The sequence below is a fragment of the Austwickia sp. TVS 96-490-7B genome (assembly GCF_019331795.1).
In the GTDB taxonomy this organism is placed as follows: domain Bacteria; phylum Actinomycetota; class Actinomycetes; order Actinomycetales; family Dermatophilaceae; genus Austwickia.
This window is the reverse complement of record NZ_JAHPZL010000003.1, coordinates 500,476-512,630: the sequence shown is the minus strand read 5'-3', so window position 1 is coordinate 512,630 and position 12,155 is coordinate 500,476. Positions and strand designations below refer to the sequence as shown.

The following is a 12,155-nucleotide window of genomic DNA, read 5'->3' as shown; positions in this document are numbered from 1 at the left end:
AAAGGAACATTCCCGATGGTGCTGGTGAGGAGGGGAGCATGGGGACGGACGTCCGGTCCGAGCGCTGCTCTCCGGGGACGACACCTCGTGGGGTTCTGTCCCGGTTCCGTCCGGGGGGCGATGCCCAGGGGGAATGGTGGCTGCATCGCCTGGCATTCGCAGGAATCGCTATTCCGGTGGTGTTTTTAGTGCTGCTGGCGTTGGCCCGTCCGCATGTGCGGGCGGTGCTGTGGCCTGATTGGGCGCAGATCTTTCTGGATGTGGTGACCGTTCTCGGGGTGGTGGTCTTCGGGTCGGCGATGGCGTTGACGGTACGCCGCGAACACCGGCTGTTAATGGCCCGTCACGCCGAGTTGGATCGGGCGTTGCAGGAGCGTGCGGCCCTCATCGAAGATCTCGACCGGAGCCGTCGCCACAGCGAAATGGTGTGTGACGTCCTGTGGCGAATCGCCCGCCATGAGGACACCACCGCGACATTGTCCGCGGTGGCAAGCGGAGCCCAGGAGCTGCTGACTGGACGAGATGCCGGTGTGTGCTTGGATATCGGCTTGCGTCCGGGATCAGCGGGACATGGTGTGGCGGGCAGCGTCATTGGGGGGCGGACCTGTGTCTATGACGGGGGGATTCGGGGATGCCGTGCGGGCGGTCCGGACTGCCCTGCTGAGGTGTGGTGTGGGGCGGATCTGACGCAGGCCGAAGTGCAAGGGCGGGCTGGCCGGTGGGGGCAGCTGTGGGTGGCTCGATCTGCTGGACCTGATGTGGCCGAGTCGGGGCAGTCGAGCACCGTTCGTGCTTTAGCTGATTTGGCGGCGATCGCGTTGGAGCAGGCTGAGGTCGGGGAGCGCACCAGGCATGCGGCGACGCTCGCCGAGCGGGATCGGATCGCTCGGGAGATGCACGACAGCCTGGCCCAGGTCCTCGGAGCGAGTCACCTGCGACTGCTGGCTTTGGCGGGCGACCCGAAAGTGGCGGCGCGCCCCGGTGTTGTCGAAGAAATTGAGGCAGTCGCGGATCTGTGCCATGACGCGTATCGGGATGTCCGAGAAGCGATTCTGGGGTTGCGGACGACGCCTCGTGAGGATCATGGGTTGTTGGAGAGCTTGCGCACATATGTCGCCAAATACGCCCGTCAGGCGGGTATCGATGCCCGGCTAGACACTGGTTTGGTGGCTGATCCTGCGTTGTCGCCGCATGGCGAGGTTCAAGTGATCCGTGTGGTGCAGGAGGCGTTGACCAATATCCGCAAGCATGCCGCGGCGGAGTGTGCGGTGGTCCGGGTTTCTCAGAGTGCCGAGACGGTGTTGTTTGAGGTCGAGGACGACGGCCGAGGCTTTGACCTCGACCGGGTCGCGATGGGATCGGATGGTTTTGGGTTGCGGTCGATGCAGGAGCGCACTCAGCTCGCCGGTGGCAGGTTGACGATCGATGCGGCGCCGGGTCGGGGCACCCGGGTACGGGTTGCAGTGCCCCGATGTCATCTTGGGCAGGGCAGGGAGAGGGTTCACGCATGATCATCACCCCACGTTATCGGGGGCCGGGAGACCCGGTTCGGGTGTTATTGGTTGACGATCAGACGCTGTTCCGCAGCGCGGTAGCGGCGCTCATCAACGGGCAAGACGATTTTGAGGTGGCTGGCGAGGCTGCCAACGGCTTGGATGGCATCGAGCAGGCGCGGGCGTTGCGCCCGGACCTGGTGGTGATGGACCTGGAAATGCCGGTGATGGACGGGGTGGAGGCTGCCCGGATCCTGCGGGATCAGATGCCCGCGGTGAAGGTCATCATGCTCACCGTCTGTGAACAGGACGACAAGCTTTTTGAGGCGATCCGGTTGGGAGTCCACGGGTATTTATTGAAGGATCTCCGCCCGGAGCAGCTGTTTGACATGCTGCGTTCCGTGATGCGAGATGAGACCCCGGTATCTCCGGCCTTGGTGGGGCGGTTGTTGGTGGAGTTGCGGGAGGGAGGCCGCTCGCCCCATGCTCCGGCTGTCGCGGCGACCGACCCGGGGTTATCCCATCGGGAGCTGGAAATTATGCGGTTGGTCGCTGACGGATTGACCAATAAAGAGATCGGCGCCCGGTTGTCGATCACTGAGGGGACCGTGAAGAATCACGTCCATAATGCGTTGCAGAAGTTGGGAATGGATAATCGCATCCAGGCGGCGGCGTACATCGTCCGGCAGGGCCTGGGACTACCATCCCGCAGCTGAACGGCATAGTGGTGGGGGGCTCCGGTATATATCGGTTTTCTACCGGCCGACGGATGGTCGGCAACCTGGGTGAGCGGCAAGGATGGGGACGATGGGCGACCCGACAGGTTGCCCTCCCCGTCGGTGCGTCATCGGCGGGGTGGCAGCCGTCCGGTGAGGGCGGCAGTGAACGAGGGTTGCGACGATGCGCACACGGGTGCCTGCCTCCGTGCGGAGGATCTTCGCCAGGCGTGTGAGCTGGGTGTACGCCGCGGCGATCTTTGTGGTGGGCTCGTTGATCGGGGTGGGGTTCTTCACTTTCGGATACGCCAACGGTTTTGCGTACCTGAGTAACGATCCGCAGGCCTGTGTCAACTGCCATGTGATGCGCAGCGAGTACGACGGTTGGATGAAGTCCAGTCACGGCAAAGTCGCGGTGTGCAATGACTGTCACGCCCCGCACAATGTGGTGGACAAGTACTACACGAAGGCGTTGAACGGGTGGAACCACGGTTTTGCCTTCACCACCGGCCGGTATCCGCAGAACATCCAGATGACCGAGCGCAATCGTCAGATCACTGAGCACGCCTGTCTGAGCTGCCACCAGCAGATCACCGAAAACATCAGGGCGGTGCGTTCCGAGCACGGGCAACAAATCTCGTGCATCTCCTGCCATCGCAACGTCGGGCACATGTAGGTGGACACCATGGAAACCGAAACAACTCAGGAAGTGCCGCGGCGCCGTAGGCTCTTGTGGCTCATCGTTGGTGCGGTCGCGGTCGTCGCGGTCGTCACGATGGGATTGACGGCGTTGCTCGTCAACATCCTCGAACGTAAAGAAGAAGCCCGCGAGCCTTACACCAAGGTCGTCGAGCTTGATGACAAGACCGTCGATCCGGCGGTCTGGGGACAGAATTTCCCCATTCATTACGACATGTATAAGAAAACCGTGGACATGAAGCGGACCCGGTATGGCGGGTCTGAGGCCATGCCGCGCAACCCCTCTGATGCGGACCCGCGCAGTGTGGTGGCCCGCAGCAAACTGGAGTCTGATCCGCGCCTGGTGACGATGTGGGCGGGATATGCCTTCAGCAAGGATTACCGGGAAAAGCGCGGGCACGCCTATATGTTGGAAGACCAGCGGGACACCAAGCGGGTCACCGAGGTCAAACAACCTGGGACCTGTCTGAACTGTCACGCGTCGACGTACGTGCTGCAGAAGTACCAGTTGGGTGAGGGAAACCTGCAGGCTGGCTTCGACAAGATGAACAAGATGACGTACGCCGATGCGACCGCGAAGGTGCAACACCCGGTGGGCTGCATCGACTGTCACGACCCGAAGACGATGAAACTGCGGATCACCCGTCCGGCGTTTATCAACGCGATGCGGGACCTCAAGGCCAGCCAAGGCGTCAAGGATTACGACGTCAACACGATGGCCACGGCGCAGGAGATGCGTAGCTTCGTGTGCGGCCAGTGCCACACCGAGTATTACTTCAAAGGTGAGGGCAAGACGCTGACCTTCCCGTGGAAAGCGGGAATGAAGGTCGAGGATGAACTGAAGTACTTGGAAGACGAGAAATTCGTCGACTGGACCCACAAGGTCACCGGGACGAAGATGCTCAAGGCTCAGCACCCGGAGTTTGAGATGTGGGCCAATGGCATCCATAGCAAGGCTGGCGTGTCCTGTGCGGACTGCCACATGCCGTATAGCCGCCAGGGCTCAGCGAAGGTCAGTGACCACCAGGTGCGCTCACCGATGTTGAATGTCAACAAAGCCTGTCAGAGCTGTCACAAGGCCTCCGAGGATGAGATCAAGGGACGGGTCGAGACGATCCAGGGCCGATTCATTGATGCGAAGAACATGACCTTCGACGGGATGATTCAGTTGGTCAATGACATCGCCGACGCCCAGCACAACGGGACGCCGGGGGACCGGATCGAGACAGCCCAGGGTTTCCACCGCAAGGCGTCGTATCTCATCGACATGGTGGTCTCGGAGAACTCCAACGGCTTCCACGCTCCGGACTACGAGATGAGCCTGCTGAACCAGGCGGCGAATTATGTCCGACAAGGTGAGATGGCCTTGGCGGGCAAGCCATTGACGACGGAGGGGCAGCCAGCTCCGTCAGCGGCGTCGTCCCCCTCGCCGTCAGCATCGCCATCATCGAGTCGGTGATCTGACCACGGATGTCGACGGATGGGGCCTGAGGTGCGTTAAGGCGCATCTCAGGCCCCTTCTCTATACGAGATCTCTTCTGCCCGTATATAGCTCGCCTGATACGGGAGATACAGATGTGGCGGTCCCGGGTACAAGGTCCTCGGTCGTCGGATAGAGGCGGGACTGTATCGATCGACGATGCTGCTGTGCCCCTTGCCGGAGATCTCTACCGGAAACATGCCGGGCGGAGGATGGCCTCGGCCGTCCCGCCCAGGAGACAGTGGAGAACGGAATAAAAAGGAGGCGGCGACGGCGTCACCGCTGCAGCAACAGGAGTATCGATGAGTGGGCGTAGCCACGCGGAGCAGCTGGCCGGCCAGGAGTGCACCCCGGAACGATTCCTTGATCTGCTCGGTCTGCCCGCCACCGCCGACGCAGCCACGGTCCATGCCCGGTACGACGATGTGAGCACCTACCTCAGCAACGCTCCCACCGCAGTGCAGCCCTGGTCGCACCACCACCTGGACCAGCTGCGGGACGGGTATGACCGCTGGCGCGAGCACCTCAGCGACATCGCGACGACATCTGCGGACGGGTCACCAGCCAGACATGCCACCGGCACCGCAGCGGCTTCGCCGCAGCTGAACCTCGACGAAGACCTCCCGGCAGACCAATTCGATGAGGACGAGTTTCGCGCTGACCCGCCCACCACGCCCACCCCCGCCACCACCCCAACTGCCCGCCCTCGCCCGAAAGCTGCCGTGGGGCGACGTATCCCGGTCGTCGATCGTCCCCACACTCCAGATCAGGGGGCGAGCGAGGCGACACCAGCTACTGCTGGGAAAGCGCGGTCCCGTTTGCTCGCTCCGGCGCTCGCCCTGCTGCTTGCCGTGGGAGTCATCTACGGCGTCTACCAGGCAGGTCGCCCGGACACCCCTGCTCACTCTGCGGCTCCAGGCGCTCCCGCCACGGTGCAGGTCGATCAGGCCAAGGTGAAAGAACTCACCGACAAGGTCAATGCCGATCCTCGAGATGTTGCTTCGCTGCGAGCGTTGACCGACCAGTATTACGGCGCGGGGGAGTACGCCAAAGCTGCTGAGTGGCAGCACAAGGTAGTGGAGCTGCAACCGAAAGACGTCAGCTCCCGGTTGGTGTTGGCGGCATCCTTGGCCAACTCCGGTGATGCAGCGCGCGCGGAAAAGGAATGGACGACCGTCACTGAGATGGACCCCAAGTCCGCTGAGGCGTATTACAACCTTGGTGTGTTGCACTTCAGCGCTAACCCGCCTGATGTGGAAAAAGCCAAAGCGGAATGGCGCAAGGTTGTCGAGATCGATCCGGACTCCAAGCTGGCAAAAAATGTGTCCAGTCATATGGACCGGATGGGGCCAGCTGCCAGTGCCGGTGCCAAGGCGGCGTCGGCCGCTCCGAGTGCCGCTACCCCGTCCGCGGGGACCGCTGAGTCCCGGTGACCACGGTGATATCTGAGTCAGATCGGAGCCGACGATGACAGGGGTGACGGTGCCCTTAGCGTTGCTGGCGGGGGTCATCTCGTTTGCTTCGCCGTGTTTCCTGCCGATCGTGCCGGTGTACATCGGCTATCTCCTCGGCGACGCGTCAGCGGGTGCCCGCCACGACCGTCGTACGGCGTTGCGGCAGGCCTGTGCGTTTGTGGCTGGTTTTTCCGTAGTGTTTGTGACGCTGTGGGCGTCGATCGGTGTGATCGGTGACGCCGTGGGGGAGCATCGGGCGACATTGCGCATGTTGGGTGGCGCGGTGCTGATCGTGCTGGGTCTGCATGTGGCTGGGTTGATTGAGATTCCGCTGTTGCAGCGCACGATTCGTCCCACGGTGGGTGGGCAGGGGCAGGCGGTGGGGGTGCGTCGTAGCGCGTTACTTGGTGTCGCCTTTGGGGCGGGGTGGACCCCGTGTATTGGCCCGATCCTGGGCGGGGTGATCGGGTTGGCGTCGACCCGAGACACGGTGGCTGAGGGGGCGTTGCTGCTGGTGGCGTATTGCCTTGGCTTGGGCGTCCCCTTTGTGGCGGTCGCGGTGGGTGCAGATGTGGTGCGTTCTCGTCTGGGGGTGCTGCGCCGTCATGGGGCAGCGGTGGCGTTGGGTTCGGGGGCCGTGCTGATCGCCGGTGGTTTCTTGATGATCACTGACCTTTTTGCCCGTGTGTCGGGCCTGTTTCCCCCTATCGGCCTGTGAGCGAGGAAACCATGACTGATGTCTGCTCCCGACCGGAGACGTCGCTGCCGAGCACTGCTGAGCCTCCGGTGTCCAGGAAAACCCGAGATCGGGGGCCTGTCCGGGAAGCTCTGCACCGGGTCAATGCGTTTTTCTACCACAAGAAGACCGGTTTGGGTCTGATCCTCGCGATGGCGGTGCTGACCCTGATCGGGACCGTTGTGGAGCAGGCACCGGACGGGGTCAAGGACGACCCGCAGGCCTGGGCGTCGTGGGTGTCCTCACTGCGACCGAGGTATGGCGGTTGGACCGGTTTCTTGGCGATCACTGGGATGTTGGACATCTTTGGATCCATCTGGTTGATCGCGGTGACGCTTTTGCTGGCGATCAGCATTATTGCCTGCACCTGTCATCGGGTGCCGCAGTTGTGGCGCCGGGCGGTGCATCCGCACGTGCATGTCACCGATGGTTTCTTCGAACATGCTGGGTTGCGGGACCAGGTGGTGATGTCGCTGCCTCCGCAGGACGCACTGGATCGGGTGCGGGCGCTGTTCCGGTCACGCCGATACCGGGTCCTGGAAGATCCGCGTGGTCCCGGATTGAACCTGTACGCCGACCACTTTCGGTGGGCGCCTTTCGGTACGGCATTAGCGCATGCCGGTTTTGTGATCGTGCTACTCGGCGTGTTGATCAGCAATCTGTATGGCTTCAAGGAGCCAGCGCTACCGGTGGCGGTCGGCACGACTGCTGACGTGGGTCATGGCACCGGATTGTCAGTGCGTGCTGAGGCGTTCACCGATAAATACACCGAGCAAGGTCGGCCGCTGGATTACTTCTCCGATGTGGTGCTCTTCAAAGACGGTGCTCAGGTTGGCGCGCAGACAGTGCGAGTGAACTCGCCGCTGCGGTATGACGGAGTGGCGGTGCATCAGGCGTCGTACGGGATTGCTGCTGCGGTGACGGCAAAGGACCAGGCGGGCGCGACGGTCTTTTCAGGGGCAGTGCCCTTGGCGTGGCAGAGCGAGGACAAGCGGCGCTCTATCGGCAAGGTCAAGCTGCCTGGCAAGGACATGACCTTGTATGTCGTCAGCGCTGCGTCAGGAGCGGTGGATCGGGAGATTGGGGCCGGTCAGGTATTGCTGGAGTTGTACCGCTCGGGGTCGCAAGAGCCGTCAGCTTCCCAGATCGTCTCTCAAGGTAAGTCCGAGAAGATCGATGAGCTGAGCGTCACCTTCGAACGGGAGCGGCAGTACACCGGTCTCATGATCGTCAAGGATCCGGGGGCATGGTGGGTGTGGGCCGGTTCGGTCTGCATGGTCATTGGCCTCGTCATGACGATGTGTGTGCACCATCGTCGGATGTGGGTGCGGGTGACGGCTGCTGAGGACGGGTCCGGCAGTGTCGTGCGGATCGCAGCCCCGGAACGACAGGTCACGACGTACGAACGATGGTTCCGGCGGTTCACCGCTGCGCTATCGGATGATCCACGCCCGCGCGAGGAGACCTTGGCCGACCATGACCGCCTTCGCCGCTGAGTTTTTTTGTCCGGACCGATACCCGCCCGAATCGACGAGGTAGTGACGATGCTCGACATATCTCAGTATTTCCTGGTTGCGGCGACCGTGCTGGTCGCCTTGGCTCTGGCCGCCGATGTCGCCGCGGTCGCCCTGCGTCGGGCGACATCGCCGGCCTTGGTGCCGGTCGGTGCCGCTGGACCGGATAGTGCAGGTGGTGATGCGGCAGCGGGCGCCTCGTCGTCTGGGGATGGCGCAGCGTGGTTGGGGAGCGCGCTGGGTCAGGTGTCATTGATCTGTTTGACGGCGTCGTTGTGGACTCGGGCGGCAGCGACTGGTCATGGTCCGTTTGCGAATCAGCATGAGTTTGCGGTGTCTTTCGCGTGGGGGATCCTGGCGGTGTACGTGTATTTCGAGTGGCGTTATCGGATCCGGGCGTTGGCTCTGCTGGTGTTGCCGGTCACCATCGCCATGCTGATGTATGCCCAGGCCATCGATTCGGATGCTCAGCCGTTGGTCCCGGCACTGCAAAACAATTTCTTGCTCACCGTGCACGTGGCGACGGCGGTGTTGTCTTACGGAGCAGCCGGAGTAGCTTTTGGTGCTGCCGCGTTGTATCTGCTCAAGCCCTATGTGTCGTGGAAAGCGGTGCCGGCCGCTGCGGTCCTGGACGAGTTGGGATACCGCGCGGCAGTGGTGTCTTATCCGCTGATGACGGTGATGATCATCCTGGGGGCGGTGTGGGCCGAAATCGCCTGGGGGACGTACTGGTCGTGGGATCCCAAGGAGACGGCAGCCCTGGTGACCTGGCTGATCTACGGGGCATACCTCCATGCCCGGGTGGTGCGTGACTGGCGAGGTCGGCGGGCAGCATGGCTGCTCATCCTGGGTTTTGCCGCTGTCCTGTTTACCTACTTCGGCAACCTGTTCTTCGGTGGCCTGCACTCCTACGCCTGAGAGGTTTTGCTATGTCTACCGCATCGTCGAGTGACACCATCGACAACGACGTCGATCCGACTCCTCTGGCTCATGACTGGCGCTCCCGGTTGCGGGCCAACCGATGGGGTACGCCACTGGTGTTGGTGGTGACCCTGGTGTTGGTGCTGGGTGGAGTCCATCTGGTGCGGGGAGCTGAGGGCGATGCAGCGGCGCCCCACGAGGCCGCGGGGATGGGCAAGGTGTCCGCAGTGGATCTCAAAGGTGGAGCGACAGGGCCAGCTCCGGCGGTGGGGTCGGCAGCGCCAGGGTTCACCGCCAAAGGCGTGGATGGGGCAGAAGTGACTTTGGCGCAGTTCGCGGGTCGGCCGGTGTGGTTGACCTTCGGTGCGTCCTGGTGCGCGTCCTGTCGGGCAGAGTTCCCCGACATCCAGGCGGTCCACGAGGCCGCCGGGGAGGATGGGGTCGCGGTGGTCGGGGTGTACCTCTCCGAGGGTGCGCCAGCGGTGCAGGAATACGTGAAGCGCTTAGGCCTGACGTACACCCATATTCCAGATCCGCAAACAAGGATCGCTTCGGCGTACCGGGTGATGGGAGTGCCAGCGCATGTCTTCATCGATAAAAAGGGTGTCGTGCAGGCCATCGACACGGGCATCGTGAGTCGGGATCAGGTCCGGGAACGTCTGGCGCGGATTGGTGGATGACCTGGGGGTGACATCTGGTCATGGCGGGTTCCTTCAGCGGCGGGGGAGGACCCCGTCCGGCAGCTGCGTGGACGCTCGATGTCTCACAAGGCGAGATTATTGAGGAGAGTTCTCACTGTCACCGGCGACGGATCTACCGGTGCGGGCCAGCACCCAGAAGAATCCGCCTAATCCCTGCGGCGCCATCATCCGGGCAGCCGCAGAGCATTGTGCCAATTCCGCTAGGTACCTCGCTGGGTCGGTGACGGCTCGGCTGGGGTCGGGTTGCCCGGGGTTCACCCCCAGGTCGAGTAGTGCCTGGCGCTGAGTGAGGATGCGGTCGTGGCGTAGCGAGTCGACAGCCACATGCGCGGTCAGATCGTGCCGTCCGTCCGGGATCGGGGCGGTGGCGCGTCCGTGCCGGTATCCGGTGAGCGTGCCGTACGTCGGTCGCGCGGTGCGCAGATGCCCGTAGTCGATAGCGACGACTAGAGCATCTTCAGCCCGGGACAGCAGGTCGTCCCAGGCGCGATCCCGGGGGAGCCCCACTTCGATGCGCGCCCCCGGTGGCAGGTCATCCCATGGCCACCATTGGCGGCACCAGTCGATCTGTTCGCGGTCAGCTGGTTTGCCCAATTCCTCTGTGCCAGTGAGGTGGTCGACGAAAACAGTGCGCAATTCGCCGTCGCTTCCTCTTTCTAGGATCGGGCAGGGGATGGCGTCCAGCCATTCGTGGGCGATCACCAGAGTTTGGGTGAGATGGGGCCATCCCGTTCCCAGCTGAGATCCACCCGGAGTGCGATGCCATCGGACCGTCTCGGGAAGATCCGAGGGCCGTTTCCGGATGTCGATCGCCAGGACATCGATGTCGGGATGTCGACGAGCTAAGCAAGCGGCTAGCTCACCGCTGCCCGCAGCCATGTCAACGATGCGCTTCAGATGGTGATCTTGAGCCAATCTCGCAAGCGCGTCGGCGAGGATTGTCGTTGTTCCCGGGATGCCCTGTACAGATGTGGCGAAGTGTTCGCAAGGTTCTTCTCTGCGCCATAAACCTGCGCTTCCGTAGAGCGCTTCGGACCATGCTGGTTGCCATGGGATCAGAGCCACGGACACAGGGTAGGCTCAGATCCTCGGGCGAAGATGTCTGTGGTTCATGTTCGCCCATCGGGTTCGCGGGTTACGGGAGGAGCTCGTTCCTGCGTGCGAGGAGGAGGAAAGATGGGAACGATCACTCCCATGCTGTTGGCTCTGGCTCCGTCGGTAGGCATTGGCTTCCTCTTCTACAAGGTCATGAAGGCAGTGCTTGAGGGTGACCGAAATGAGCGACTGGCTCAAGCGCGCTGGGAGGCGGCTCATTCAGGCGGTAATCCGTCTCCACCACCAATAGGTGACTGACCTGGCGTAGGTCACTCTCTCCCCTTCGGGATGTTCATGGGAACACTGATCGAGCGCTTCACGTTGTGAGTCGAAGCGGTTCCTTCGGATTTACGATGACTCGGCCTCAGTGACTCACAGTGCCACTTCTCCCCGGTCACGGTGTGCATAATGATCCATGGTGCTGCATAAACAGCATTTTAGTTGAGCACTTTGCGCAGTGAGGGGTGATCTCGCCGGATGTGGTTCACGTCCGGTCTGAGGGGCGTGATCTATGTCTTCCATGGGTCTTCTGTGATTGATCCTTAACTCTCCCTTGCTGAGTGGTTCAAGAATCAGGTTCATCACTCATGTCGAGTGCTGGGTGCTTGTCTTGTCGAAGGCTGATCCAATGATGCCTGCGCTTGCTTGGATGTTGCCTGTCATCACTTCGTGCTGGCAGCTTGTTGCCCACCAGGTGTGTTAACGTCTCATCCGCTTCGGATGATCGAGCAAAAATCTCCAACGTCACTTGATGACACAGAGTCCTATTTCCAATTTGACTCATCTTGATTTAAGCTCACTCCGAGGGAAACCCTTGCTGATGTCCCATGGCAACGTTGTGAAGGAGAAAGACGATGGCACAGAAGGTTCAGGTGCTCTTGGTTGACGACATCGATGGCGGAGAGGCCCGCGAGACGATCAGCTTTGCGCTCGATGGTGTGACTTATGACATCGACCTTTCCGAGGCCAATGCAGAGAAGCTGCGCACCCAGATGGCGACCTGGATTGGTCACGCCCGCCGTGCGGGTGGCCGTAAGGTCACGGGTCGTCGCGCTGGCGGTGCCGCTGCTGGCCGTCGCGACCTCAACGCTGTCCGTGAGTGGGGCCGCGCCAATGGCTTCCAGGTGAGCGACCGTGGCCGCGTCTCCGGCGAGCTGCAGTCCGCCTACGAGCGCGCTCACGCCTGATTCTCGATCGCGTAGTGCGCGACTCGGTCGCGCATGACCGTTGAGGTCGACCAGGGCGGGACCCCCTTGAATTGGGAGGGTCCCGCCCTGTCGTGTCTGCCCCTCGTCAGGAATAACTCAGGGGAGATATGAGCGAGAGCGTGCTGTTCACGGCCGCAA

Annotated in this window: 11 protein-coding genes; 10 read left to right on the top strand and 1 reads right to left on the bottom strand. The window is 62.3% G+C overall.

The window, feature by feature from the left end; genetic code table 11:
• The first annotated feature begins 38 nt into the window (after positions 1–38).
• The 9 genes from KEM60_RS04875 to KEM60_RS04835 all read left to right on the top strand — a co-directional run bounded on the left by KEM60_RS04875 (position 39) and on the right by KEM60_RS04835 (position 9,693).
• Entirely contained in the window at positions 39–1,511 is a 1,473-nt protein-coding gene (locus KEM60_RS04875; RefSeq protein WP_219106360.1) for a sensor histidine kinase, read from the top strand.
• Positions 1,508–2,209 (top strand): response regulator transcription factor, encoded by a 702-nt coding sequence (locus KEM60_RS04870; protein WP_219106359.1) that lies wholly within the window; start codon positions 1,508–1,510, stop codon positions 2,207–2,209. Before KEM60_RS04875 ends, KEM60_RS04870 begins: the two co-directional genes overlap by 4 nt.
• 232 nt (positions 2,210–2,441) lie before the next feature.
• Positions 2,442–2,885, top strand: a complete 444-nt coding sequence (nrfH, locus tag KEM60_RS04865) for a cytochrome c nitrite reductase small subunit (RefSeq protein WP_255574244.1) — start codon at positions 2,442–2,444, stop codon at positions 2,883–2,885.
• Between the two features lie 9 nt (positions 2,886–2,894).
• Positions 2,895–4,367, top strand: a complete 1,473-nt coding sequence (locus KEM60_RS04860) for an ammonia-forming cytochrome c nitrite reductase subunit c552 (RefSeq protein WP_219106357.1) — start codon at positions 2,895–2,897, stop codon at positions 4,365–4,367.
• A gap of 323 nt (positions 4,368–4,690) precedes the next feature.
• Positions 4,691–5,821, top strand: a complete 1,131-nt coding sequence (locus tag KEM60_RS04855) for a hypothetical protein (RefSeq protein ID WP_219106356.1) — start codon at positions 4,691–4,693, stop codon at positions 5,819–5,821.
• Positions 5,822–5,855: 34 nt separating this feature from the next.
• The gene (locus tag KEM60_RS04850) at positions 5,856–6,560 is read left to right on the top strand and encodes a cytochrome c biogenesis CcdA family protein (RefSeq protein WP_219106355.1); all 705 of its coding nucleotides are present in this window, start codon (positions 5,856–5,858) and stop codon (positions 6,558–6,560) included.
• Positions 6,561–6,571: 11 nt separating this feature from the next.
• Positions 6,572–8,074: a cytochrome c biogenesis protein ResB gene (locus KEM60_RS04845; RefSeq protein WP_219106354.1), complete on the top strand. Its 1,503-nt coding sequence runs from the start codon at positions 6,572–6,574 to the stop codon at positions 8,072–8,074.
• Positions 8,075–8,122: 48 nt separating this feature from the next.
• Positions 8,123–9,010: a c-type cytochrome biogenesis protein CcsB gene (gene ccsB / locus KEM60_RS04840; RefSeq protein WP_219106353.1), complete on the top strand. Its 888-nt coding sequence runs from the start codon at positions 8,123–8,125 to the stop codon at positions 9,008–9,010.
• Between the two features lie 11 nt (positions 9,011–9,021).
• A complete protein-coding gene (locus tag KEM60_RS04835; protein ID WP_219106352.1) occupies positions 9,022–9,693 on the top strand; it encodes a TlpA disulfide reductase family protein in 672 nt (223 codons plus the stop codon).
• A 96-nt stretch (positions 9,694–9,789) separates the two neighbouring features.
• On the opposite strand, the gene KEM60_RS04830 is transcribed toward KEM60_RS04835, so the two are convergent.
• The gene (locus tag KEM60_RS04830; protein WP_219106351.1) at positions 9,790–10,779 is read right to left on the bottom strand and encodes an SAM-dependent methyltransferase; all 990 of its coding nucleotides are present in this window, start codon (positions 10,777–10,779) and stop codon (positions 9,790–9,792) included.
• A gap of 884 nt (positions 10,780–11,663) precedes the next feature.
• Between KEM60_RS04830 and KEM60_RS04825 the strand changes: the two genes are divergently transcribed.
• On the top strand, positions 11,664–11,996 hold the full coding sequence (locus KEM60_RS04825) for an Lsr2 family protein (protein WP_219106350.1): 333 nt from the start codon (positions 11,664–11,666) through the stop codon (positions 11,994–11,996).
• Positions 11,997–12,155: the final 159 nt, after the last annotated feature.